Source organism: Mycobacterium pseudoshottsii JCM 15466 (assembly GCF_003584745.1).
Classification (GTDB): domain Bacteria; phylum Actinomycetota; class Actinomycetes; order Mycobacteriales; family Mycobacteriaceae; genus Mycobacterium; species Mycobacterium marinum.
This window is the reverse complement of sequence record NZ_AP018410.1, coordinates 4199825-4224127: the sequence shown is the minus strand read 5'-3', so window position 1 is coordinate 4224127 and position 24303 is coordinate 4199825. Positions and strand designations below refer to the sequence as shown.

18 protein-coding genes, 2 tRNA genes and 2 pseudogenes are annotated in these 24303 nt (G+C 65.7%); 16 read left to right on the top strand and 6 right to left on the bottom strand.

Annotated elements, in window-relative coordinates; genetic code table 11:
• The first annotated feature begins 154 nt into the window (after positions 1 to 154).
• From MPSD_RS19175 to MPSD_RS19165, 3 genes are all read left to right on the top strand, one after another.
• The gene (locus MPSD_RS19175; RefSeq protein ID WP_036426432.1) at positions 155 to 2344 is read left to right on the top strand and encodes an Rv1355c family protein; all 2190 of its coding nucleotides are present in this window, start codon (positions 155 to 157) and stop codon (positions 2342 to 2344) included.
• Positions 2341 to 3876, top strand: a complete 1536-nt coding sequence (locus MPSD_RS19170; RefSeq protein ID WP_086085209.1) for an MFS transporter — start codon at positions 2341 to 2343, stop codon at positions 3874 to 3876. The genes MPSD_RS19175 and MPSD_RS19170 overlap by 4 nt, the downstream gene beginning before the upstream one ends.
• Positions 3877 to 3959: 83 nt before the next feature.
• Positions 3960 to 5699, top strand: a complete 1740-nt coding sequence (locus MPSD_RS19165) for a GMC oxidoreductase (protein WP_020786704.1) — start codon at positions 3960 to 3962, stop codon at positions 5697 to 5699.
• Between the two features lie 27 nt (positions 5700 to 5726).
• Here MPSD_RS19165 and MPSD_RS19160 read toward each other — a convergent pair.
• The 3 genes and pseudogenes from MPSD_RS19160 to MPSD_RS19150 form a co-directional block, all read right to left on the bottom strand.
• Positions 5727 to 7260: pseudogene (locus MPSD_RS19160) on the bottom strand (phospholipase C).
• 236 nt (positions 7261 to 7496) lie between these two features.
• A complete protein-coding gene (locus MPSD_RS19155) occupies positions 7497 to 9074 on the bottom strand; it encodes a glycoside hydrolase family 13 protein (RefSeq protein WP_086085200.1) in 1578 nt (525 codons plus the stop codon).
• Positions 9074 to 9460 carry a globin gene (locus MPSD_RS19150; protein WP_012395421.1) on the bottom strand — a complete coding sequence of 129 codons (387 nt, stop codon included), beginning with the start codon at positions 9458 to 9460 and terminating at the stop codon, positions 9074 to 9076. Before MPSD_RS19150 ends, MPSD_RS19155 begins: the two co-directional genes overlap by 1 nt.
• 153 nt (positions 9461 to 9613) lie before the next feature.
• On the opposite strand from MPSD_RS19150, the gene MPSD_RS19145 reads away from it, so the two are divergent.
• From MPSD_RS19145 to MPSD_RS19135, 3 genes are all read left to right on the top strand, one after another.
• The gene (locus tag MPSD_RS19145; protein ID WP_015356563.1) at positions 9614 to 10255 is read left to right on the top strand and encodes an HNH endonuclease; all 642 of its coding nucleotides are present in this window, start codon (positions 9614 to 9616) and stop codon (positions 10253 to 10255) included.
• 101 nt (positions 10256 to 10356) lie between these two features.
• Entirely contained in the window at positions 10357 to 10590 is a 234-nt protein-coding gene (gene ctaJ, locus MPSD_RS19140) for an aa3-type cytochrome oxidase subunit CtaJ (protein WP_011741467.1), read from the top strand.
• Positions 10577 to 11044 (top strand): DUF5130 domain-containing protein, encoded by a 468-nt coding sequence (locus MPSD_RS19135; protein WP_011741466.1) that lies wholly within the window; start codon positions 10577 to 10579, stop codon positions 11042 to 11044. The genes ctaJ and MPSD_RS19135 overlap by 14 nt, the downstream gene beginning before the upstream one ends.
• Positions 11045 to 11138: 94 nt before the next feature.
• Here MPSD_RS19135 and pepN read toward each other — a convergent pair whose 3' ends face one another.
• On the bottom strand, positions 11139 to 13718 hold the full coding sequence (pepN, locus tag MPSD_RS19130; RefSeq protein ID WP_036427216.1) for an aminopeptidase N: 2580 nt from the start codon (positions 13716 to 13718) through the stop codon (positions 11139 to 11141).
• Between the two features lie 275 nt (positions 13719 to 13993).
• Here pepN and MPSD_RS19125 point away from each other — a divergent pair.
• From MPSD_RS19125 to MPSD_RS31090, 6 genes and pseudogenes are all read left to right on the top strand, one after another.
• Positions 13994 to 15722, top strand: a pseudogene (locus tag MPSD_RS19125) (PE family protein).
• Positions 15723 to 15822: 100 nt separating this feature from the next.
• Positions 15823 to 16446: an Rv2466c family mycothiol-dependent reductase gene (locus MPSD_RS19120; RefSeq protein ID WP_012395415.1), complete on the top strand. Its 624-nt coding sequence runs from the start codon at positions 15823 to 15825 to the stop codon at positions 16444 to 16446.
• A 131-nt stretch (positions 16447 to 16577) separates the two neighbouring features.
• Positions 16578 to 17948 carry a cation:dicarboxylate symporter family transporter gene (locus MPSD_RS19115; protein WP_036426434.1) on the top strand — a complete coding sequence of 457 codons (1371 nt, stop codon included), beginning with the start codon at positions 16578 to 16580 and terminating at the stop codon, positions 17946 to 17948.
• A gap of 85 nt (positions 17949 to 18033) precedes the next feature.
• Complete coding sequence (locus MPSD_RS19110; RefSeq protein ID WP_012395413.1) at positions 18034 to 18513, top strand: ribose-5-phosphate isomerase; 480 nt, start codon at positions 18034 to 18036, stop codon at positions 18511 to 18513.
• A gap of 8 nt (positions 18514 to 18521) precedes the next feature.
• Positions 18522 to 19328 carry an Fpg/Nei family DNA glycosylase gene (locus tag MPSD_RS19105; RefSeq protein WP_015356556.1) on the top strand — a complete coding sequence of 269 codons (807 nt, stop codon included), beginning with the start codon at positions 18522 to 18524 and terminating at the stop codon, positions 19326 to 19328.
• Positions 19329 to 19455: 127 nt separating this feature from the next.
• Positions 19456 to 19785 (top strand): Mtp family mycobacterial-type pilin, encoded by a 330-nt coding sequence (locus tag MPSD_RS31090; RefSeq protein WP_308205661.1) that lies wholly within the window; start codon positions 19456 to 19458, stop codon positions 19783 to 19785.
• An 83-nt stretch (positions 19786 to 19868) separates the two neighbouring features.
• Here MPSD_RS31090 and MPSD_RS19095 read toward each other — a convergent pair whose 3' ends face one another.
• Both MPSD_RS19095 and MPSD_RS19090 read right to left on the bottom strand, forming a co-directional pair.
• Complete coding sequence (locus MPSD_RS19095; RefSeq protein WP_036427218.1) at positions 19869 to 21053, bottom strand: serine hydrolase domain-containing protein; 1185 nt, start codon at positions 21051 to 21053, stop codon at positions 19869 to 19871.
• A 30-nt stretch (positions 21054 to 21083) separates the two neighbouring features.
• Positions 21084 to 21157: transfer RNA gene (locus tag MPSD_RS19090), tRNA-Gly, on the bottom strand.
• 164 nt (positions 21158 to 21321) lie between these two features.
• Between MPSD_RS19090 and MPSD_RS19085 the strand changes: the two genes are divergently transcribed.
• The 4 genes from MPSD_RS19085 to clpP2 all read left to right on the top strand — a co-directional run bounded on the left by MPSD_RS19085 (position 21322) and on the right by clpP2 (position 24255).
• Positions 21322 to 21398: transfer RNA gene (locus tag MPSD_RS19085), tRNA-Pro, on the top strand.
• 36 nt (positions 21399 to 21434) lie between these two features.
• Positions 21435 to 22904 (top strand): trigger factor, encoded by a 1470-nt coding sequence (gene tig / locus MPSD_RS19080; RefSeq protein WP_086085199.1) that lies wholly within the window; start codon positions 21435 to 21437, stop codon positions 22902 to 22904.
• A 131-nt stretch (positions 22905 to 23035) separates the two neighbouring features.
• Positions 23036 to 23623, top strand: coding sequence for an ATP-dependent CLP protease proteolytic subunit ClpP1 (gene clpP1 / locus MPSD_RS19075; RefSeq protein WP_036426435.1), 588 nt, complete (start codon positions 23036 to 23038; stop codon positions 23621 to 23623).
• Positions 23620 to 24255 (top strand): ATP-dependent CLP protease proteolytic subunit ClpP2, encoded by a 636-nt coding sequence (gene clpP2 / locus MPSD_RS19070; RefSeq protein WP_011741457.1) that lies wholly within the window; start codon positions 23620 to 23622, stop codon positions 24253 to 24255. Before clpP1 ends, clpP2 begins: the two co-directional genes overlap by 4 nt.
• Positions 24256 to 24303 lie beyond the last annotated feature (48 nt).

Genomic DNA, 24303 nt, shown 5'->3' with positions numbered 1-24303 from the left:
CTGCGCTGAACCGAGTGAATTCGGCGAGCCTAATTTGGTTTTTCGGCGGGCCTGTTGTGGCAATTAATGAGGATCCTGTTGGCCGGGATCGAAGACGGCTATTGCGTCCCCAAAATCCTTGTGAAGCGCTTCGGTGGGTGAAAGTATCGCTGGCATGTGGGCGAGCGGCGATGGGGACGATGCTGGGGCGCAGATTCTTAATCCGGACGTTCCCGCGGATTCTCATCGGTTGGAATGCCTGCGCGCAGATCCATCGATTAACTTCTTGGACCGGACTGACGAGCAGGCGCAAATTATTCGCGGAATCCGCCCTGGCCGTAACGCCGACCTCATTGCCGAGCGGCACCGGTGGGTTCATTACCCGTGGCGACGAACGGTCGTCGGTGTGTTGGGGCCACACGCGTTTCGCGCTGTCCGGCTAGACCGAAACCGGCATCTGATCACCGAGGAGGAACAAGATCAGCTCGCCGAGTTGCGTATCGGGGTAGTCGGCTTGAGCGTCGGACACACCCTCGCGTACACCCTCGCGGCCGAAGGGCTCTGCGGTGAGCTGCGGCTCGCCGACTTTGATCACCTGGAGCTGTCCAATTTCAATCGGGTCCCTTTGTCGGTGCTCGACCTCGGCGTGAACAAAGCGACCGCTGCCGCGCGCCGGATAGCTGAGTTGGATCCCTACCTGAAGGTGTCCGTCGTCACGGCCGGCATCACCGCAGATACGATCGACGCTTTTCTTGACGGGCTGCACATCGTGGTCGAGGAATGCGACTCGCTGGACACGAAAGTCATGGTCCGTGAGGCTGCGCGCGCACGGCGGATACCGGTCATCATGGCCACTGATTATCGCGGTCTGTTAGACGTCGAGCGATACGACCTGGAACCGACGCGGCCGATCCTGCACGGCCTGCTCGGCGACATCGACGCCGCAGCCCTGAGCGGATTGTCGGACTGGGACAAGATTCCACACCTTTATCGCATTACCTCTCCCGAGAAGGTGACGGCGCGAGAGGCCGCGGCGTTCATCGAAGTTGGTTCGACGCTGTCCGGCTGGCCACAGCTGGCCAGCGAGGTCCAACTCGGGGCGGCCAGCGTTGCTGAGGCCGTTCGCAAAATTGGCTTACAACAGCCGCTTTCATCGGGCCGCATCCGTATGGACGTCGAAGAGATGCTCAGCCGTATCGACGATCCCGCCGCCCACGCCACCGACCGGCAGACGGCCGGGCCGGCTTGCGCCGCGCAGTCTTATGCCGACGCCGACCCACTGGCCGAAGCCGCGCAGCTGGGCGACGTCGTTGACGTGGTCGCCGCGGCCGCCAATCGTGCACCGTCGGTCGGCAACGCCCAACCGTGGCGCATCCGAGCCGATCGGGACTGTGTTGTCATCGAGCTCGCGCCCGAGCACACGTCTTTGTTGGACATCGGTTTGCGCTGCAGCGCGGTAGGAATCGGCGCGGCGGTGTTCAACGCGCGGGTCGCGGCCGCTGCCCATGGCGTTCTCGGGCCGGTCGAGATCGGTGCGGTCAGCGAACGGTCTCCGTTGACCGCGACGGTAAGACTGGGCAGCGGAGATGACCCGGATCTGGCGCGACTTTACGAACCGATGCTGGCGCGCCAGACGAATCGGTACGATGGGACGCCCACTCCGATCTCCGATGAGACGGTGGAGATGCTGGAACTTGCCGCTCGCGGCGAGGGCGCGCGGCTGCAGGTCTTGCGCAGTCGTGACGACATCGACAGGGCGGCAAGGATTATCGGAGCCAGTGACCGCATCCGCTATCTCACTCCGGAGCTGCATGCCGAATTGGTTGCTGAGCTGCACTGGCCAACTGACCCGGCCGCGAACAGCGGCATCGACGTTCGCAGTCTGGAGCTGGATGCGTTCAGGTTGATGATGCTCGAGCAGATCTGCCGCCCTGAGGTCACGGCCCAACTCGCGCGGTGGGATGGGGGAGTGGCCTTAGGGTTCGACGGCTTCGCCCGGCTCTCTTCGAGTTCGGCGCTGGCCCTGGTGTACGTGCAAGGCCGGTCGTTGGCCGATTACGCACGTGGCGGATCGGCCTCTCAAGCCGTGTGGATCCGCGCACAGCAGGAGGGGCTGGCGGTAGGACCGACAACGCCGCTGTTTCTCTACGCTCACAACGATCAAGAGCTGCATGGCCTGTCTTCGAGCTACGGTGCCCAGCTACAGCGACTGCAGCTGGAGTTCGCCGAACTGGCCGACGCCGACACGGGTGAGTCGCCGGCCATCTTGTTGCGGTTCTGCACCGCACCGAGCCCGTCAGTTCGCAGCCGGCGCCGGCCGTTAGCAGAGTGGCGCAAGGGGGTTCGGAGCGGCGCGGACGCATGATCGGGGCCAGCCTCGTCGCCGGACGCGCCAGGCGGATAGCTCGGGGCACCCGTCGGGCGCGATCATTGAACCCGTGGCCTGCGCTGTGGGCGATGTTGGTCGGCTACTTCATGATCGTCCTGGACTCCACGGTGGTGATGATCGCCAACCCGAGCATCATGGCCGACCAGCACACCAGTTACTACCTGGTGATTTGGGTGACTAGTGCCTACCTACTGACGTACGCGGCGCCGTTGCTGGTGGCCGGGCGCCTTGGTGATCGATTCGGTCCCAAGAACATCTATGTCATCGGCCTTGCGGTGTTCACGGCGGCATCGTTGTGGTGTGGGTTGTCTGGCAGCATCGGGATGCTGATCACGGCCCGTGCGGTGCAGGGCCTGGGCGCCTCGCTGCTATTTCCGCAGACGTTGTCGATCATCAGCCGGATATTCGAGCCGCAGCGCCGTGGTGTGGCGTTGGCCATCTGGACAGCCGCCGGTGGCGTCGTAACTTTGGTGGGACCGTTGGCCGGTGGTGTGTTGGTCCAGGCGCTGGGCTGGCAGTGGATCTTTTTCATCAACGTCCCTATCGGCCTCGCCGGGCTGGTGCTGGCAGCCCTGCTGCTCCCGGTCTTGCCGGTACACCGCCCGCAGCTGGATCTGCTTGGGGCCGCACTGTCGGCGCTGGGTGTCTTTCTCGTGGTGTTCGCGCTGCAAGAGGGTCAGCACGCGGGGTGGGCGCCGTGGACCTCGATGATGCTGATCGGCGGCGTCGGGGTCATCGCGGTGTTCGTCTATTGGCAGTCGGTCAATCGCGGTGACCCGCTGGTCCCGTTGAAGATCTTCAGCGACCGCAACTTCAGTCTGTCCAGCATCGGGGTGGCGGCCGTCGCGTTTGCGACGACAGCGATGATGGTGCCGGCGATGTTCTTCGTGCAGTCGGCCGTGGGGTTGTCGCCGATCCGCTCGGCGGCATTGATTGCCCCGATGGTGGTCATGAGTGGGGTGGTGTCGCCCCTGGTCGGCAAGATCGTCGACAGGTATCACCCGAAGCTGGTGGTTAGTTCAGCGTTCACGATGCTGGCGGTCGCGCTCACCTGGCTATCGATCGAGATGTCTTTGAGCACGCCGATCTGGCGGCTGGTGCTGCCCATCACGGCGCTCGGCGTGGCCATTCCCTTTGTGTGGGCGCCGCTGGCCGCCATTGGCTCGCGAGACCTGCCGGCACAGTTGGCGGGTACGGGCGCCGGCGTGTACACAGCGGCTCGGCAGGTGGGGGCCGTGCTTGGCGCCTCAGGCATGGCGGCGTTCATGACAGCGCGGATCGCCGCCGAGATGCCGCCGTCGCCAGGGAACTCGCCTGCGCTGCGCGGCAGCGACGGCACAGCGGTGCGACTTCCCGGGTTGCTGCGTGAGCCCTTCTCGGTCGCGATGTCGCAGTCGATGCTGCTGCCCGCGTGCGTGGCATTGTGCGGCGTGGCCGCCGGGTTGTTCATGCTGGGCTTCTCGGGATCGACCGATACCGGTCACGAAGCAGCGGACCAACCGGGTTGAGCGGACCACCGGTTCCCGATCCGGTCGGCGGCCGCAGCGGAGGACCCGTTTTGCTGGGGTGAAATTGACGCTAGGTTTTTGTCATGGCCGACACCGCTGCAGTTCTGGCTTGCAACACCGATGCGTTGCGTAGCGAGTACGACGTTGTGATCCTCGGCTCCGGCTATGGAGGCGCGATCACCGCGGCGCGGCTGGCAACCGCCAACGCGGCAGCGGGCGGCAAACTCGACATCGCGGTGCTGGAACGGGGCGCCGAGCACCCCACCGGAACCTTCCCCGAAACCGAGAAGGCCGCGCTTGGCGAACTTCGCTCGCGCTCGAATCCCTTGGGCCTCATCGAGATCGAACGCTTCAAGACCATCGACGTGATCCACGCCAGCGGACTTGGCGGCACCTCGTTGATCAACTTCAATGTGGCGATCGTCCCCGATCGGGAAGTGTTCCTGGCGTCATGGCCGCGGGAGTTCCGCGCGTTGGTGGAACAGCAGCGTGAGGGTGTTGGCGGCCTGGACGAATACTTCGGCCGAGCCCGCCGCATGCTCGGCGCCGTGCCCTATGCGGAGAACGTGCCGCTGCGTCGCGTCGAAGCGTTCACCCAGATCGCCAAGAACGCGGGTGCCCAGCTGCAGATCCTGGACATCACGGTCAGCGCCGAAGACCGCGTGACCAGATACGGCGTACAGCGGCGGCGCTGCCCCAACCACGGTGGCGATGGCACCGGTGACAACACCGGTTCGAAGAACACCCTGATGACCAACTATCTGCCGATGGCCGCACACCATGGCGCCCAGATGTTTTGCGGCATCGAAGCGGAGCGCATCGAAGCCGCCGACGACGGCCGCTGGCGGGTGATCGCTGGGCGCACCGGGCGCAAAGGTCAAGGCTCGCGCAAGGGCCAAGACGGCGATGTCGTCATCACCGCCCGTCACGTCGTGGTCTGTGCCGGCGCGCTGGGCAGCAACGGAATCCTGATGCGCTCGAGAGATGCCGGGCTGAAACTGTCTGGGCGGCTGGGTAAGAACTTCAGCGGCAACGGCGATAACTTCGCGATCGCCTACAACACCGACATGCGCACCGATACCCAAACCTGGGCGACCACCGATGGGCCGCCGCGATCCGAGCTGACTTGCGGGCCGAGCATCACCGCGGTGATGCGTTTCGGCGCCGACCAATCCGACGTGCGTAAGCGGTTCACCGTGGAGGACTTGTCGCTGCCCCGCGCGCTCGTCGACAGCTTCCGCTTGGGGCTGATGGGGCTGGCCGCGGCCAGCTATCGCGACCTGCGGCCGACCAAACTTGACCGCTGGCGTCGTGACGTCACCTTCAACACCGACGGCGCGATGAACCACTCGCTCGGATTCCTGATCATGGTGCACGACAACTCCGACGGCGAACTGGTGCTACGCAAGAACGGCACCGTCAAGGTCGACTGGCCGGGGGCCCCGACCGAAGCGGTCTACCGCGACGTCGACGCGATCATGAAACCCGCTGTCGAGGCGATTGGCGGGACGTACATCAAGAATCCGCGATGGGACAAGCGCTTCCTCGGCAAGCACCTGATCACCGCCCATCAGATGGGTGGGTGTGCCACCGCCGACAACGTCGACGCCGGCGTAGTCGACCACGCCGGGCACGTGTATCACCCCGATGGCGGCACCTACGACGGGCTCTACGTGTGTGACGCGTCGGTCATCCCGCGAGCCATCGGGGTGAACCCGTTTCTGACCATCTCGATGTTCGCCGAACGCACCGCCGAACTGATGCGTCGCGAACTTGGCCTGCCCGGCTATGACCCCGTTACCGAACTCGACGACCGCGTCTGAGCCGTCCGTCTGGGTGGCTGCGCGGGCCTAGCAGAGGCCGCTGGGAATCCCGCGCGCTGGCTGGGTCTCCTGCGTGGGCATCACCTGCGGGAACGGCACCCGGTAGGGGACCGCCGTCTTCGTCACGGTGCCCAGGACATAGTTGGGCACGCACTGGGGCAGCTTCTGGACGGCGTTGATCGCGGGGTGGCTGAGGTTGGGGCGCGATGAATTCGGCGGGACCGCGAAGTTGAACGTCGAGGTCATGTCACCGACCAGGCCGTTGCGCCAGGCGCTGATGTTGGGGACCGGAACGCCAAACCGCGTCTCGATCAACTTCAGTTGAGAGGTGTGGTCGAACGTGTCGTGGACCATCAGCGGGCCCCGGCTGTAGGGCGAGATGACAAAGCATGGCACGCGATAACCCAAACCGATCGGTCCACGTATGCCACCGGAGCCGGTGACCGCGTCGATGTTGGGCACGGTGATCCACTCGCCGGGAGTTCCCGGGGGAGCCGTGGTCGGCGTGACATGGTCGAAGAATCCGCCGTTTTCGTCGTAGCTGACGATGAGCGCCGTCTTTTCCCACACCGCCGGATTGGAAAGCAGGATCCGCAGCACGTCCACAATCGCCACAGCGCCCACATTCATCGGGAACGCCGGGTGCTCGGACAACAGGAACCCCGGCAGCACCCAGGAGACCTTGGGCAGCCGGTTGTTGCGGACATCGGAGACGAAGTCTCTGGGGTAGGTCGGCGCGATGCCGTAACGGGCTAGATTCGTCCGCGGATTCTGGGCCTGCTTGAAATCATTGAGCATCCCGTCATAGCCGATGACCGTATTGTTCAGCGCCCCCAGCAGCTTGTTCTGGTAGATCTTCCAGCTGACCCCGGCATCCTCGAGATTGTCGGGCATGGTGCGCCAACTGAACCGCCCCTGGGGTTGGATGTTGGGGTCTACCAGCAGCGGCCCCCCGTTGGCGCCATCGGGATCGATAGTGCCGCTCATCCAATAGAGCCGGTTTGGCGACGTTCCTCCGATGAGCGAGCAAAAGTAGCCGTCGCAAATCGTGAACGTATCGGCCAGCAGGTAGTGGATCGGGATGTCTTCGCGCTGGTAATAGCCCATCGTCACCGGGGTGTTGCCCTGCAGCGCACTGACCGCGGCTTGGGCCGGCAGCCAGTTGTCGTTGCCGCCGTTGTTCCAGGCGTTGTGCATGGCGATCCAGTCGTGTCCTGGGTCGTTGACACACTCACCGGCAACGAGCGGGCCTCGCGTGGTGTCGAAGCGGTAGGGGATCGTGGTTCCGGCCGGATCGTTGGACTGTGTTTGGGGGTTCCAGCCTTTCTGGGCGAACAGCGGTGAGCCGCTGTCGAATCCGTTGGTGCCCGAAAGCTTGCCGAAGTAGTGGTCGAACGACCGGTTCTCCTGCATGAACAACACGATGTGCTCGATGTCGCTCAGGTGACCCGAACATGGCCCCGCTGCGTAGGCCTTTTCGGATGACCGGGCCGGCCAAGGACATGAAGGCACCGGCCCCGCTGGCGGCGGCGGCCTTGGCCAAAAACTCGCGACGCGACATCGCATCGACGGGGCTCTTGCTCACTGCCTACCTTCCCTGTGCGTTTGTGGGAGGAACGGTATACGCCGGCGATGCTTTGCTGCGCCAAGTCGACCGGCGTGTTGGAGGCAAGTTCGGATTCGCTGTCGGCCGATCCGGTTCGGCACCGGCGGGACCGGGAGCGTTCCATGATGCTGGCGTAGCGGCGGCAACGGCGCCTGGCTGTTCGGAGCCAACGGGGCTTGGCCGCCGCGTCGTTACACCAGCCAGGCCGCCGCATCGGGCGCCAACGCGCCGTCGACTAGTGGCGCGCTGGCCAGCAGCAGCTCGCCGTCCGGGAGCGTCAGCGGGCGGTCGCCGGCGTTGAGCGCGCACACCAACCCAGCCGGGCGGCGAAATATCAGCGCGCCGCGTGGGGCGCTCAGCCACCGGATTTCGTTTCCGTCGAATTCCCTACGCTTCCTGCGTAATTCGAGCGCACGCCGGAAAAACGCCAACGTCGAACCGGCATCCTCAAGCTGCTTTTCGACGGTCAGCGCCGCCCATTCGGGCGGCATCGGCAACCAGGTGTCAGCGCAGCTGGAGAACCCGAACGGGGGAGTCGTACCCGACCACGGCATCGGAACCCGGCACCGGTCACGGCCGCGTTCGGTACGTCCGGAACGTTCCCAGGTCGGGTCCTGCAACACCTCGTCGGGCAGGTCCACATCCGGCAGCCCGAGTTCCTCCCCGTTGTAGAGGAACACGGCGCCCGGCAGGGCGAGCATGAGCATCGCCATGGCCCGGGCCCGGTGCAGCCCCGTGGTCCCGCCGCCGTAGCGGGTGACCTCCCGGCCCACATCGTGATTGGCCAGTGTCCAGGTGGGGGCGGCGTTCGCCATCGCGGCGGCCTGCAGCGAGTTCTGCACCGCGGCGTGAATCTCGGCCGCATCGAAGTCGGTTCGCGCCAGCCGGAAATTGAAACCCAAATGCAGCTCATCGGGTCGCAGATACTGCGCCCAGCGAGCGTTGTCGTGTACCCACACCTCGCCGACGGTCACCGCGGCCGGGTACTCATCGATGACCGTCCGGATGTCGCGGTGAATCGCGTGCACATTCGGGTGGTTGAAGCGCGGATCGTGGTCGGTGTGGCGCAATACCTCTGCGACGTCCGATGTGTCCGGAAGCCCGGGTGGTTTGGCCATGCCGTGCGCAACGTCGATACGGAAGCCGTCCACCCCGCGTTCCAGCCAGAAGCGCAGCGTTTTCTCGAAGTCGTCGAAGACGTCGGGGTTGTCCCAGTTCAGATCTGGTTGTTCGGTATCAAACAGATGCAGATACCACTGGCCGGGCGTGCCGTTCGGATCGGTCACCCGGGTCCACGCCGGTCCGCCGAAGACTGACTCCCAGTTGTTGGGCGGCCGCACGCCGCCGGGGCCGCGCCCGTCGCGGAAGAAGTACCGATCTCGGTCGATGCTGCCTGGTCCTGCGGCAAGCGCGGCCTGAAACCAGGGATGCGCCGAACTGGTGTGGTTGGGCACCACGTCCATGATGATCTTGATGCCGCGCCGGTGCGCCGCCGCGATGAGCCGCTCGAGTGCGGCCATGCTGCCGAACAGTGGGTCGACGTCGCGGGGATCGGAGACGTCATAGCCATGGTCTGCCATCGGCGACACCGTGACGGGGTTCAGCCAGATCCCGTCGACACCGAGGTGGGCCAGGTGATCGAGCCGGGCCGCGACCCCGTCCAAGTCACCAACACCGTCGCCGCTGCTGTCCGCGAACGATCGGGGATAGACCTGGTAGAAAACCGCGGTGGACCACCACGGCTTCGCTTTGTCGCCGTCGGCCGCCATCAAAATGGTGAGTTGACCAGTGAGTGGGCGGCCATTTCCAGGTAGTCGAGCAACTCGCGACGATGATCGTCGTCCAGGGTCTGCGAATCGACGGCAGCGACGGCCGTGTGCATGCACCGCAGCCAGGCGTCGCGCTCGATCGGCGTGATTCGGAAAGGCATGTGCCGCATCCTCAGCCTGGGGTGTCCGCGCTGCTCAGAATAGGTGCGCGGGCCGCCCCAATACTGCTCGAGGAACATCCGCAGGCGTTCTTCCGCGCCCGATAGGTCCTCTTCGGGATACAGCGGGCGCAATATCTCGTCCTCGGCGACCAACTCGTAGAAGCGGGACACGATTGTTTCGAAGGTCTTGGCCCCCCCGACAGCGTCGTAGAAGGGCTCGGTCATCTGATCCATCCCTTCCATTGTGGGCCATTTGTCTTGGCTGGCTGTTGCGGGCGACCCGTTAGACCCTGTTGTTCACCCAAGTGACACGGCGTCGACGTGGCAAAAGGCGTGCGATCGGCGGCAAATCGTGGTGGACTGTTGCCCGGAGGATCTATGGCGCAGGGCAAGAAGCGCCGCGGCCACCGCAACCACGGCGCCGCGGCCAGCATGACTGGGACCGCGTCATGTCTGCACAGTGTCGATACCCATCCGCCCAACCGCCACGAGACCGCGTCGATCTGGAGCCGCCGGCGGGTGCTGCTTCTGAACTCCACCTACGAACCGCTCACCGCCTTGCCGATGCGCCGCGCGATCGTCATGGTGATCTGTGGCAAGGCTGACGTGGTGCACGACGACCCGGCAGGGCCGGTCATCCACTCGGCGACCCAAACCATCGTGGTTCCTTCGGTAATCCAACTGCGGACCTACGTCCGGGTGCCCTACCGTGCCCGGGTTCCGATGACCCGTGCCGCGCTGATGCACCGTGACCGTTTCTGCTGTGCCTACTGCGGGGCGAAAGCCGACACCGTCGACCACGTCGTGCCGCGCAGTCGCGGGGGTGAGCATTCGTGGGAGAACTGCGTCGCGTGCTGCTCAGCGTGCAATCACCGCAAGGGTGACAAGCTGCTCACCGAACTTGGCTGGTCACTGCGCCGAACGCCGCTGCCGCCGACCGGTCAGCACTGGCGACTGCTCTCGACGATCAAGGAATTGGACCCATCCTGGGCCCGATACCTCGGCGAGGGCGCTGCCTAGCGTTGTCATCGCGACTGGCCGACACTGTCGCGGTGATCAAATTCGTGTCCTAACTGCGCCGGGTGAACCCTCGGTGGGATACGGTTTGGGGCGTGAGCGTTATGGAGATTCATCTCTTTTTCGTCGGAATACCGTTGTTCTTGGTGGTTGTCCTGGGAGCGATCTTCTTGACCCGCAAGGGACCGCACCCGGCCACCTACGAACTGTCGGAGAAATGGACGCATCCCCCGATCCTGTGGGCCGCCACCGATGAGGCTGTCGGAGACGCCCACGGACACGGCGGGCATGGTTCCTCGGAATTCTCAGTTGGAGGTGGCGCCAGTGGCACATGGTGACGTAGCGACGATCGAGCCCACCGACCTGCCGCGGGGTTCGGTATTCACCAGCAGCGGACGGATATCCAGGGTGACCGAACCCGGGGAATTGTCCGTGCACTACCCGTTCCCGATCGACGACCTCGTGGCCGTCGATGACGCCCTGAAGTACGCCTCGCGTGCGTCCAACGCGCGTTTCGCGGTGTACCTCGGCGATTTGGGTAGTGACACCGCCGCTCGTGCGCGCGCGATCTTGGCCAAGGTGCCGACACCCAACGACGCGGTGCTGGTTGCGGTCTCACCCGACCAATGCGCCGTCGAGGTTGTCTATGGCGCGAACCTGCGGGGGCGCGGCGCCGAGTCGGCGGCTCCGTTGGGAGTTGCCGCCGCCACGTCGGCGTTCGAGCAGGGCAACCTGATCGATGGTCTGGTCAGCGCCATCCGCGTGCTCAGCTCGGGAATCACCCCGGCCTAGTCGCCGCGCGTCTGCCCGCGAGGGTGCGCAGCTGTACGCCCAACACGGCGTGTCGGCGTACGGTTGCGCACCCTCGCGAGGGCACACGGCCGCGCTAGAGCGCGGCGTCGAACCGTCGGGCTCGCAACGACCGCTTGACCGCGGCCTGGCCCTCGGACACCAGCCGCCGCAGCGCGGGTGCTAGCTCGGGGTCGGCCAGGAAACGGTCGGCGGCGGCAACGCCTTCCTCGGTGATGTCCCAGTAGGGGTACAAGCCGATTACCGCCGATTGGGCGACCTCGCTCGATCGGCGCTCCCATACCCCGAGAATCACCTCGAAATAGCGGGCGGTGAAGGGCTTGAGCAGCTCACCTTGTCCGGGGGCGCCGATTCCCGCGATGATGGCTCGGCCGGTGGCGTTGGCCAGCGTGTCATCCTCGACCACCGTGGTGAACGCGCGGTCTTTGACCGGGAACTGCGGCCGCGCCGCACGGGCGTGCGCACTGCTGCGCTTGCCGGTGGCGGTCGGGTCGCGCTTTTCCTCGGCGTCGATGCGGGGTGACTCCGGTCCATCGCTGTCGATGACGCCGGCGGTCGCCAGCGCGGTGACGATGCGCCAGCGCAGGTCCGTATCGACTTCCAGGCCGGCCAATCCCAACTCGGCCGGGTCATTGTCCAGCAGCGCCGCCAGCGTCTCCACATGGCGGGGCGAGAGCACCGACGTGCACAGCGCGTTGATGAAGGCCAGCTGATGATCGGACCCGGCATCGGCCGCGCGGGCCAATTCCACCAGCCGATCGGCGAACTGCGGCCAACCCGTTTCGCTGGCCCAACCCGGTTCGGCGTAGGAACCCAGCGCCGTCTGGGCTTGCAGCAGCAGTCGCTGTGCCACGCCGACTTCCGTCTCGGCGTGAATGCCGCCTGACACCAGCGACACGAAGTCACGCGCACGCAGCTCGGCCTCGCGTGTCATCTCCCAGGCCGCGGACCAAACCAGGCTGCGCGGCAACGGTTCGGCGATGTCGGCGATGCGCCCCAACGCCGTTTGCAGCGAGTCACCGTCGAGCCGCAGCGAGCAATAGGTCAGGTCGTCATCGTTGACCAGGATGAGTTTCCCGCGAGGCACACCAACCAGGGCAGGGACTTCCGACTCCGTCCCGGCGACGTCGAGTTCTTCTCGATGGACTCGCACCAACTTTCCCGACCCGCCGGCGACATCGTCGTCGTAGACGCCCACCGCCAGCCGATGCACCCGGGTCTCGCCCGCACCGGGCGCCGCGCCACTTTGCTGCACCACAAACCGGGTAAACCGGCCGTCGGCATCGACGTCGAAGTCCGGGCGCAGCGTGTTGAGACCGGTGGTCTTGAGCCACTGCTGACCCCAATTGGACAAGTCGCGCCCGGATGCCTTTTCCAGTGCGGTGATCAGATCGCTGAATGTCGCATTGCCGAATGCGTGGGCACGGAAGTAGTCCCGCAGCCCGGCCAGGAAGTGCTCGAGTCCGACATAGGCGACGAGCTGCTTGAGCACCGAAGCGCCTTTGGCGTAGGTGATCCCATCGAAGTTCACCTCCACCGCCGCCAGGTCGGGAATGTCCGCGGCGATCGGATGGGTCGAGGGCAGCTGGTCTTGCCGGTAAGCCCAGGATTTCTCGACCGTGGCGAAGGTTGTCCAGGCCTCGGTGAATTCCGTGGCCTCGCTTTGGCACAGCACCGAAGCGAAAGTCGCGAAGGATTCGTTGAGCCACAAGTCGTCCCACCAGGTCATGGTGACCAGGTCGCCGAACCACATGTGCGCCATCTCATGCAGCACCGTCTCGGCGCGCCGCTCGTAGGAGGCCCGGGTGACCTTGCTGCGGAACACGTAGTCCTCGAGGAAAGTCACCGCGCCGGCGTTCTCCATGGCACCGGCATTGAACTCCGGGACGAACAACTGGTCGTACTTGCCGAACGCGTAGGGAATGCCAAAGTGCTTGTGGTAGAAGCCAAATCCCTGCTTGGTTTGGGTGAACAACCGCTCGGCGTCCATGTACTGCGCCAGCGACGCGCGGCAGTAGATGCCCAGGGGAATGTCGCCGTGTTCGTCGCTGTAGGTGTCGTTCCAGACTGCGTACGGTCCAGCGATCAGTGCCACCAGATAGGTGCTCATCCGGGGGGTGACCCCGAAGCTGTGCACGGCGGCCGACTGGCTCTGTGAGACCTCGACCGCGGCGGCGTTGGATATCACCTTCCAGTGTTGAGGCGCGGTCACCCGGATCTCGAAAGTGGCCTTCAGATCGGGCTGATCGAAGCAGGCGAACATGCGCTTGGCATCGGCGGTCTCGAACTGCGAGTACAGGTAGGCCTCGCCGTCAACCGGGTCGACGAAACGATGCAGGCCTTCGCCGGTGTTGGAGTACCTGCAGTCGGCATCGACGATGACGACATTGCGATGCGACAGCCCGCGCAGGGGGATTCCGGTGGATTCGTCGTAACCAGAGACATCCAGCTCTTGGCCGTTGAGGCTGGCGCTGCGGACGCCCTCGGCGGCGATGTCGATCACCGTATCGGCGCCGGGCAGCGCGTCGAACATCACGGTGGTGGTCGAGCGGAACGTGCGCTCGCCGGTCACATCGAGGTTGACCTGGTAACTGTCGACCGTGATCAGGGCGGCGCGTTCGACAGCTTGATCCCGGGTGAGGTTTGGAAGAGCCACGGCGTCCAAGATATCGGCTGCGCTGGCACTGCACACGACAGCCCCGCTGCAAGATCGTGGTAAGGCTGGCCGGTGCCGTGGTCAGTGGTGCCCTGGGCAAGCGGGGCCAACCCGATTCGCCTGCCCGCGATAATCATCCACCGGTGAATTACGTTCCCCCATAACGCATTTGCGAGAAATTGTAGTGCCGACTCGGCTAGGGTGTGGTGCCAATGCTCTCGAATTTTGATGGTCGGTAAGTGCTAGCGGTGCCGTGGCTGATAGGAGACTGAGCGATGTCCTTTGTGGTGGTGGACCCGGAGATGGTGGCGGCGACGGCAGCGGATTTGGCGAATATCGGTTCGACGATCGGCGCGGCCAATGGTGCCGCGGCGGCTACGACGAGGGCGGTGCTTGCCGCGGGGGGCGATGAGATCTCGGCGGCCGTAGCCGCGTGCTTCGAGGCGCAGGCTGAGGCCTATCAGACCTTCGGTGCCCACACGGCGGCACTTCACGACCAGATTGTGCGGGCGTTGACTGCGGGTGCGGGCGGCTATTCCGCAGTTGAGGCGGCCAACACTTCGCTGCAGCAGGCCGCGAATCTGGTGACCTCTCCAGTTCAGACACTTACCGGGCGGCCATTGTTCGGCAATGGCGCCGATGCGACGACCCCGGGCGCCAACGGCGGAAATGGTGGGTGGCTCATCGGTAGCGGTGGTGACGGGGCGGCCGGCGGCGTGGCCGGCCAGGCCGGCGGCAATGGCGGTAGCGCCGGGCTCATCGGTGATGGCGGTAACGGCGGCACGGGTGGGTTCGGTGCGGCAGGGGGTACCGGTGGCGCGGGCGGGATGCTGTTCGGCAATGGCGGCAACGGCGGCGCGGGGGGGCGTTGGTGTCACCGCGGGCCTAGGTGGCAACGGCGGTGCCGGCGGCAGTGCGGGGCTGTGGGGTCACGGCGGCAACGGCGGAATCGGCGGGGCAGGCGGGGCCGGGGCCGATGGCGTCAATCCTGTCCCGGCTGACGCCCCATTCAGCTACGCCGATAGTGGCCAGCAGGGTCATGACGTCATCGATGGCACCGCTGCTGGCGGCCACGCCGGCGCCGACGGAACTACCGCCGGGGAGATCGGCGGCGTGGGTGGCCGTGGCGGCGCCGCCTGGGCCCAATCACCAACGGGTACCCCCAATGTCACCGGTGGTGCTGGTGGCGGCGGCGGTGACGGGGGTTCCGGCGCGATGGGCGGCGGCGGCGGTGCCGGCGGCGACGCCACCGCAGGGACCGGGGCGGTTGCCACTGGTGGTGCTGGTGGCGCCGGCGGCGCCGGAGCCATCGGCGGAGCCGGCGGAGCGGGTGGTTCCGCCGGTACCGTGCTCGGCACCGGCAGTGCCCACGGCGGGGCCGGCGGGGCCGGCGGGCCGGGCGCGGCGGGTGGCATCGGTGGCGCGGGGGGCAGCGCGGATGTGAACGCGAATGTCTTTCCCGGGCAATCCGCGACCGGCGGCAACGGCGGTATGGGCGGACGCGGCGGTGATGGCGTTGCTGCCGGCCTTGCCGGCGACGGCGGCAATGGTGGTGTCGGCGGTCAGGGTGGACTGCTGTTCGGAGATGGCGGCATCGGTGGTGCCGGTGGTGGCGGCGGTATCGGCGGAACCGGCGCTGTCGGTGGCGGGGGTGGTGCCGGCGGAGCCGCTGGCGACGGCGCGTTCGGCGGTGGCCCGTTCCACACCGGGCAGGGTGGTGTCGGCGGTGATGGCGGTGATGGCGGTGATGGCGGTGATGGCGGTGATGGCGGTGCCGGCGGTGATGGCGGCAACGGCGGAAATGGCGGCGCCGGTGGCGCGGGCGGGCTGATCGGTCACTCCGGTGGTTCGGGGCTCGGCGGTGCCGCCGGCGGTGGCGGAAGCGGCGGGGCCGGTGGTTTGGGCGGCGCCGGTGGGTTCGGTGAGGGTGGGGGTGCTGCGGCCGGTGCCAACGGTGCGACCGGTGCGACCGGCAACTCGGGCCACTCCGGCCAGGCCGGCTGACCGGGGAGAAAATGCATCTCCCTCGGTGGGGCGATCCGGGAACAATCAGCGGGTGGCCCCGGTTGCGCTGAATTGACCACCGACGAGAGGACCGCACGCCATGCCCGATCAGGCCGCCGAAAAATCTATTGCCGACTTCTGGTTCGACCCGCTGTGTCCGTGGTGTTGGATCACCTCGCGCTGGATCCTCGAGGTGGAGAAGGTTCGCGACATCGAAGTGAACTTCCGGGTGATGAGCCTTGCCATCCTGAACGAGAATCGTGAAGGTCTGCCCGAGCAATATCGCGAAGCCATGGCCAAGGCGTGGGGACCGGTGCGGGTAGCGATTGCGGCGGAGCAGGCGCACGGTGCCGGTGCGCTGGCCTCGCTCTACACCGCGATGGGCACCCGGATTCACAACGAGGGCAACAAAGACCTCGATGAGGTGATCAAGCTGTCGCTGGCCGACGCTGGTCTGCCCGCCGATCTGGCTGCGGCCGCCACCAGCGACGCCTATGACGATGCGCTGCGCAAGAGCCACCATGCCGGGATGGACGCGGTGGGCGATGACGTCGGCACCCCGACCATCCACGTAAACGGTGTCGCCTTTTTTGGGCCGGTGCTGTCCAGGATTCCGCGGGGCGAACAAGCCGGCAAGCTATGGGACGCCTCGGTGACTTTCGCCGCCTACCCGCACTTCTTCGAGCTCAAGCGGACCCGCACCGAGCCGCCCGAATTCGACTGAACGCGGGTGCGTAACCGCTTGGCCAAGTGCTGAACATCGCCGGTGAGGCGCATCTATAATCCGGCCAGTGTCGATTCCCGGCCGATCGGATGTGCGGAATTATGACTGTGCGGCCTGCTAGGTAGTCGTCGATAACTACCCCGCTGGATCAGCCCCCAGCTACCGATCCACGGGCGAGCAAGAAGCGTCCCGACCGCACCCGCTGGCTGTATTTCGCGGTCATCGGCGCGGTGATCCTCGGGGTGATCGCCGGGCTGGCTGTGCCGTCGATCGGCCCACACGTCGCGGTCCTCGGGACGACATTCGTCAACCTGATCACCATGATGGTTGCGCCGGTGATCTTCTGCACCATCGTGTTGGGCATCGGTTCGCTGAACCGGGCCGCGCTGCTCGGCAAGGTCGGGGGACTGGCGTTCCTCTACTTCTTGGTGATGTCAACGGCGGCGCTGGGGATCGGCCTTTTCGTCGGCAACCTGATTGGGACGGTTCGCGGTCTGCATCTGTCCGTCGAGTCAATGGGCAGCGGCGTCGAGGTGGCCGACGCGGCGCCGCCGTCGGGCTGGATGCACGGCCTGCTCGATCAGGTCATCCCCACCTCGTTGTTGTCGGGTCTGACGAATGGCAACGTGCTGCAGGCACTGTTTGTGGCGCTGTTGGTCGGCTTCGCGGTCCAGGGCATGGGCGCTGCGGGTGAGCCCATCCTGCGTAGCGTCGAGTACCTGCAGAAGCTGGTTTTCAAGGTGCTTGGCATGCTGCTGTGGCTGGCGCCCATCGGCGCATTCGGCTGGATCGCCAGCATCATCGGGGCCACCGGTTGGGGTGCCGTGGCCAACCTGCTGATCCTGTTGGTTGGCTTCTACCTGACGTGTGCGGCGTTCGTGTTCGGTGTGCTGGGCGTGTTGCTCTACGTGGTTTCTGGGGTGTCGATCTTCCGGCTGGTTCGCTACCTGGCCCGGGAGTATCTGCTGATCTTTGCCACGTCGTCGTCAGAGGCGGTGTTGCCGCGACTTGTCGCCAAGATGAAGCACCTGGGCGTCGAACCCGCGACCGTCGGGGTGGTGGTGCCCGTCGGGTATTCGTTCAACCTCGATGGCACCGCGCTGTATCTGACCATGGCGTCGCTGTTCATCGCCGACGCACTCGGACGGCCGTTGGCGTGGGGCGAGCAGATCTCGCTGCTGGTGTTCATGATCTTTGCCTCCAAGGGCGCCGCCGGCGTGAGTGGTGCGGGTCTGGCCGCGTTGGCCAGCGGCTTGCAGGCCTATCGTCCCGAGCTCCTCGGTGGTGTCGCGCTGGTCGCGGGGACAGACACCTTCATGAAGGAGGCCCGTTCGCTGACGAACTTTTCCGGCAACGCGGTCGCGACAATCCTGGTGGGCTGGTGGACCAAGACGATTGACCGGGCAAAGGTCGACGCGGTACTGCACGGTCGCGATCCGTTTGACGAGTGGACCATGATCGATCGGGACGACGCGCCGCCGACGGGCGTCGCCGAGTCTTGAGCGGGCCGAGCCCGCCGGTTCGCCCAACGTGGCGCGACACGCCGCGCTTTGCATAGCTGACTTCCGCCAGGGAAGGATGTCGGGCATGCGCGTCTACCTGGGGGCCGACCACGCCGGCCTGGAGCTCAAACAGCAGATCATCGAGCACCTGAAAGCAACTGGGCACGAGCCGATCGACTGCGGTGCATTCACCTATGACGCCGAGGACGACTACCCGGCGTTTTGCATCGCCGCCGCGCAACGCACCGTGGCAGACCCGGGCAGCCTGGGCATCGTGCTGGGCGGATCGGGCAATGGTGAGCAGATTGCCGCCAACAAGGTCCCCGGTGCCCGCTGCGCTCTGGCCTGGAGCGAGCAAACCGCATCGTTGGCGCGCGAGCACAACAACGCGCAGCTCATCGGCATCGGCGGTCGGATGCACACCGTTGCCGAGGCGCTGGCTATCGTCGACGCCTTCCTGTCCACACCGTGGTCCAAAGCCGAGCGGCATCAACGTCGAATCGACATCTTGTCCGAGTACGAGCGGACCCACCAAGCGCCGCCGGTGCCCGGCGCTCAGGACTGAGAGCACCTGTGCCCGAAGGGCATACGTTGCACCGGTTGGCGCGGTTGCATCAGCGCCGGTTCGCCGGTGCGCCGGTGGTGGTATCGAGTCCGCAAGGCAAATTCGCTGACTCGGCCGGCGCGGTAGATGGCCGAGTGTTGCGCGCCGCCAGCGCATGGGGCAAGCATCTGTTCCATCACTATGCCGGCGGTCCGGTGGTGCACGTGCACCTCGGTCTCTACGGGGCTTTCACCGAATGGGTACGTTCTGCCGGTGAGCTTCTTCCCGACCCGGTCGGGCAGGTGCGGATGCGGATGGTTGGTGCCGAATACGGCACCGACCTGCGCGGGCCCACCGTATGTGAGGTGATCGACGACGCCCAGGTTGCCGATGTGCTCGCCCGGCTGGGACCTGACCCCTTGCGTAAGGATGCCGACCCGTCGTGGGCGTGGGCTCGGATCGCCAAGTCGCGCAGGCCGATCGGTGCACTTCTGATGGACCAGAAGGTGATGGCGGGGGTCGGCAACGTCTATCGCAGCGAGTTGTTGTTTCGGCACCGCATCGACCCGTACCGCAGCGGTCAGCGGATCACCGAAGCGGAGTTCAGCGCGGCCTGGACCGATCTGGTGGCACTGATGAAAGTCGGTTTGCGCGGCGGCAAGATCGTTGTGGTTCGTCCCGAACATGACCACGGGGCACCGTCGTACGCGGCGGGACGGCCTCGCACCTACGTGTACCGGCGCGCGGGAGATCCATGCCGGGTGTGTGGGGCCACGGTCGGTACGGCCGTACTCGAGGGCCGCAACGTCTTTTGGTGCCCCTCCTGTCAGGCGTGATCTTGATCACTATCTATGTGCGCAACGTGACGTCACCTGACTTGCGTTCTGGCACTTCGGTTGTCGGCCCCAGGTTGGGCACGATTCTTCAGATTGGCTACAGGTTGGCCGGGTAAGTCTGGTGCCTATGAAAACTTACCCACGTTTAGCTGCAACAGGCTTGGCAATGGTCCTCGGTCTGGGACTGGCCGGAGTAGGCGTCGCATCCGAGGCTGCGGCGCAGCCCGGCGCCCCCACGCAGTGGTGCCCGGGCGACTTTTGGGATCCCGGCTGGGGGCAAAACTGGGACATGGGTCACTGTCACGACAACTGGCGTGGGCCAGGACCCAACCCCCAGCCCGGTCACGCAGGTCCGGAAGGGCCGGGAGAGCCCGCACCTGGGCAGCAGGGACCGGACGGGCCGGGTGGTCCCGGGGGGCCGGGAGAGGGGCTGGGCGGGCCGGGTGGTCCGCACTGATCCCTGACGACGCCTAGCCGGATGGCCGCACCCTGCCGACATCGGTTCGGCAGGGTGCGCTCGTTCGGGTTGGCCGCGGCGAGCTAGTCCGCGGCAACGTCAAGTGCCGCGTAGACCTCGTTGCTCAACGCGACGCTGCGCGGGTCGGCGTTGGCCTTGCTGGCGTCGAAGCGGTTCATCACGTACGCATAGCCGATCCGGTGTTCGAGGTCGACGAAACCGAACGACCCGCCCAGGCCGCCATGGCCGAAGATTTTCTGGTTGGGACCGTTTACGGCGCGCTGGTTGAGCATGTACCCCAAGCCCCAGCCGTGATCGGCGACCCGCGGCCCGAGCACCAGGTCGGTGTCGAAGCCGCCCTGCGAGACCCGGACCAGATCCATGTGCTCGCGGCTCAGCAGTTTCTCCTGCGCCAGTGCGTTGTAGAACGTTGCCAATCCCAGCGCGGAGACCTGCGCGTTGGTGCCGGGGAACTCCAGCTGGCGCCACAGGTGCAGGTCGTTGGAGCCAAGTTCGTCATCGGGGGCAAACCCCATCGCAATCGACAGCCCCGCCTTGGGGTGGTCGTCGAGGCTGGTGGGGTCGCTGGGGGCTTGCACATCGGCCAGCAGGTCTCGGGCGTGCGGCTTGTTGACCCGCTCGGCGCAGCGGCTCTGGTCGAAGGGGGACAGGCCGATGTGGACGTCGGCGCCGATCGGTTCGGCGATCTCGGTGCGCAGATACTGCCCGACCGTGCGCCCGGTGATCCGGCGGAATACCTCGCCGAGGATGAAACCGAACGTGGTCATGTGGTAGCCCTGGGCGCTACCCGGCTCCCACCGCGGCTCGGCCAAGGCCAATTGCTCGCACACGAAATCCCAGTCGGTGACTTGTTGCCAGCTCATTCGCGCGTTGGGGCCGATCACACCGGAGCGGTGGCTGAGCACCATGGCCACGGTGATGGCTTCCTTGCCCGCCTGCCCGAATTCGGGCCAATAGCGGGCGACCGGAGCGTGTAAGTCCAGTTCACCGCGGTCGGCGAGCTGGTGGACACAGGTGGCCGTGAGCGCCTTGCTGCCGGACAACACGGTGGTCAGGGTGTCTTGCCGCCACGGCCGGGTACCGGCGGCGTCCGCGGAACCGCCCCAGAGATTGACGACCAGATCACCGTCCACCCACACCGCGACGGCTGCTCCGACCTCCATGCACTGGGTGAAGTTCCGTTCAAAGGCAGCACGCACTCTTTGGAACTTCCGCGCACATGAGCCGTAAATATCGACGTCGCTCATGGCGCCTTTCTGTGGTGCATAGGCCGTGCTTGGAGCGGGCGACGGGAATCGAACCCGCGTAGCTAGTTTGGAAGACTAGGGCTCTACCATTGAGCTACGCCCGCATGTAGCAAGTCGAGCGAAACTCTACGTGGTGGCTGAGATCAAATCTAATCGACGCAGTCATGTGACCGCTTGGGACGCGGCGCGACTTCCTCGAGGACCCTGTCGGACCCTGGAGGTCCTTGCAGGCCCGCCGCCGCCGGGCCGTAGGATCGCGAGGTCAGTCCGGGGTGTAGCGCAGCTTGGTAGCGCATCCGCTTTGGGAGCGGAAGGCCGCAGGTTCAAATCCTGTCACCCCGACCAACTCACCGCCACGAACAACCACCAAGGAGCAGATCCGTGAAGAGCAGTGTCGAGCAGTTGAGCCCCACCCGGGTTCGCATCAAGGTGGAGGTGCCCTTCGCCGAACTCGAGCCTGATTTCCAGCGGGCCTACAAAGAGCTGGCCAAACAGGTGCGGCTGCCCGGCTTCCGGCCGGGGAGGGCGCCGGTCAAGCTTCTCGAGGCTCGCTTTGGCCGGGAAGCGATGTTGGACCAGATCGTCAACGATGCCGTGCCCAGCCGGTACGGCCAGGCGTTGGCAGAGTCCGAGATCCAGCCGCTGGGCCGACCGGACATCGAGGTGACTCAAAAGGAGTATGGCCAGGACCTGGCCTTTACCGCTGAGGTGGACGTTCGACCGGAAATTGCGCTGCCGGACCTGACCGGGCTGTCGGTTTCGGTGGATGCGATCGAGGCCACCGACGACGAGGTCAACGCCGAGTTGGAGTCGTTGCGTGCCCGGTTCGGCACGCTGACCGGAGTGGAGCGCCCGGTGGCCACGGGGGACTTCATCTCGATCGACTTGTCGGCGGCTGTCGACGGCGAGGACGTGCCTAACGCCGCCGCCGAAGGGTTGTCCCACGAGGTCGGCTCCGGCCGGCTTATCGCGGGTCTCGACGATGCGGTGGTCGGATTGTCGGTGGACGAGTCGCGGGTATTCACCGCCAAGCTGGCGGCCGGAGATCACGCCGGGCGCGATGCCGAGGTCACCGTCACGGTCAAGTCGGTCAAGGAGCGCGAACTGCCCGAACCCGACGACGAGTTTGCGCAGTTGGCCAGTGAGTTCGACACCATCGACGAGCTGCGCGCAAGCCTTCGCGAGCAGGTGCTGCAAGCCAAGCGGGTCGGCCAGGCGGAGCAGATTCGCAACGCCACCATCGACGCCCTGCTCGAGCGGGTCGACGTGCCGACGCCGGAGTCGTATGTGCAGGCGCAGTACGAGGGTGTGCTGCACAGCGCACTCAGCGGCATCAACAACGACGAGGCCAGGTTCAACGAACTGCTCGTTGAGCAAGGATCTTCGCGTGACGCGTTCGACGCTGAGGCCAGGACCGCCTCGGAGAAGGACGTCAAGCGGCAATTGTTGCTGGACGCCCTGGCCGATGACCTCAAGGTCCAGGTCGGTCAGGAAGACCTGACCGAACGCCTGGTCCTCACGTCGCGCCAGTACGGCATCGAACCGCAACAGCTGTTTGCCTACCTGCAGGAAAACAACCAGCTTCCGTCGATGTTCGCCGACGTTCGGCGCGAGTTGGCGGTCAAGGCCGTGGCCCAGGCCGCGACGGTGACCGACACCGACGGCAACACGATCGACACCAGTGAGTTCTTCGGCAAGCCGCCGGAGAACGACGTAACGGACTTGTTGGACGACGACGCCGACGGAGACGCCGGCGTGGACGCCGATGGGGATACAGAAAACTCAGCAGAGCCCGCCGACGCGGACAGCGCCGACGCGGACAGCGCCGACGCGGCCCAGGGGGCCGGCTAAGGCCACATGGCATGACGCTGTGAGCGAACGCGCCGACTTCAGGGGGTGCGTGGGCGCCACACAGTGGGTGCGGTTGGTTAGGGTCGGACACAGAAGAACTCGAGAAAGCAGGTAACCCAGTCGTGACTGACATGCGTTCGAACTCGCAGGGTCTCAATCTCACGGACTCGGTCTATGAGCGCTTGCTCTCCGAGCGCATCATCTTCCTGGGGTCGGAGGTGAACGATGAAGTCGCCAACCGGCTGTGCGCGCAGATTCTGTTGCTCGCCGCCGAAGACGCCAGCAAGGACATCAACCTCTACATCAACTCGCCGGGTGGATCGATCAGCGCCGGCATGGCGATCTACGACACCATGGTGCTGGCCCCCTGCGACATCGCCACGTATGCGATGGGCATGGCCGCCTCGATGGGCGAGTTCCTGTTGGCGGCGGGCACCAAGGGCAAGCGTTACGCGTTGCCACACGCCCGCATCCTGATGCACCAGCCGCTGGGTGGGGTGACCGGTAGTGCGGCCGACATCGCGATTCAGGCCGAGCAGTTCGCCGTCATCAAGAAGGAGATGTTCCGGCTCAACGCCGAATTCACCGGCCAGTCGATCGAGCGTATCGAGGCGGATTCGGATCGCGACCGCTGGTTCACCGCCCCCGAAGCTCTGGAATACGGTTTCGTCGATCACATCATCACCCGCGCCGCCCACGTCAACGGAGAAGCACAGTGAATCCTCAGGTCCAGCCCCAGGCGCGGTACATCCTGCCGTCGTTCATCGAGCACTCCAGCTTCGGGGTCAAGGAATCCAACCCGTACAACAAGCTGTTCGAGGAACGCATCATCTTCCTCGGCGTCCAGGTCGACGACGCGTCGGCGAACGACATCATGGCGCAGCTGCTGGTGCTGGAGTCGCTGGACCCCGACCGTGACATCACCATGTACATCAACTCGCCGGGCGGCGGGTTCACCTCGCTGATGGCGATCTACGACACCATGCAGTACGTGCGGGCGGACATCCAGACGGTATGTCTGGGACAGGCCGCTTCGGCCGCGGCCGTGTTGCTGGCCGCGGGAACCCCGGGCAAGCGCATGGCGCTGCCCAATGCGCGAGTGCTGATCCACCAGCCGTCGTTGTCGGGCGTCATCCAGGGACAGTTCTCCGACCTGGAGATCCAGGCCGCCGAGATCGAGCGGATGCGCACCCTGATGGAGTCCACGCTGGCCCGCCACACCGGCAAGGATCCCTCGGTGATTCGCAAGGACACCGACCGGGACAAGATCCTGACCGCCGAAGAGGCAAAGGACTACGGGATCATCGACACGGTTCTGGAGTACCGCAAGCTCTCGGCCCAGAACGCCTGAGGCACGGCCGGAATTTCGTTGACGGGCGACGGTCAGTACGACCGCGCT

What these genes read in the sequence shown, in the direction of transcription:
- MPSD_RS19175 (WP_036426432.1), top strand. Translation starts at nt 155, where the DNA reads ATGTGGGCGAGCGGCGATGGGGACGATGCTGGGGCGCAGATTCTTAAT.
- MPSD_RS19170 (WP_086085209.1), top strand. Translation starts at nt 2,341, where the DNA reads ATGATCGGGGCCAGCCTCGTCGCCGGACGCGCCAGGCGGATAGCTCGG.
- MPSD_RS19165 (WP_020786704.1), top strand. Translation starts at nt 3,960, where the DNA reads ATGGCCGACACCGCTGCAGTTCTGGCTTGCAACACCGATGCGTTGCGT.
- MPSD_RS19155 (WP_086085200.1), bottom strand. Translation starts at nt 9,074, where the DNA reads ATGGCGGCCGACGGCGACAAAGCGAAGCCGTGGTGGTCCACCGCGGTT.
- MPSD_RS19150 (WP_012395421.1), bottom strand. Translation starts at nt 9,460, where the DNA reads ATGACCGAGCCCTTCTACGACGCTGTCGGGGGGGCCAAGACCTTCGAA.
- MPSD_RS19145 (WP_015356563.1), top strand. Translation starts at nt 9,614, where the DNA reads ATGGCGCAGGGCAAGAAGCGCCGCGGCCACCGCAACCACGGCGCCGCG.
- ctaJ (WP_011741467.1), top strand. Translation starts at nt 10,357, where the DNA reads ATGGAGATTCATCTCTTTTTCGTCGGAATACCGTTGTTCTTGGTGGTT.
- MPSD_RS19120 (WP_012395415.1), top strand. Translation starts at nt 15,823, where the DNA reads ATGCCCGATCAGGCCGCCGAAAAATCTATTGCCGACTTCTGGTTCGAC.
- MPSD_RS19110 (WP_012395413.1), top strand. Translation starts at nt 18,034, where the DNA reads ATGCGCGTCTACCTGGGGGCCGACCACGCCGGCCTGGAGCTCAAACAG.
- MPSD_RS31090 (WP_308205661.1), top strand. Translation starts at nt 19,456, where the DNA reads ATGAAAACTTACCCACGTTTAGCTGCAACAGGCTTGGCAATGGTCCTC.
- MPSD_RS19095 (WP_036427218.1), bottom strand. Translation starts at nt 21,053, where the DNA reads ATGAGCGACGTCGATATTTACGGCTCATGTGCGCGGAAGTTCCAAAGA.
- clpP1 (WP_036426435.1), top strand. Translation starts at nt 23,036, where the DNA reads ATGCGTTCGAACTCGCAGGGTCTCAATCTCACGGACTCGGTCTATGAG.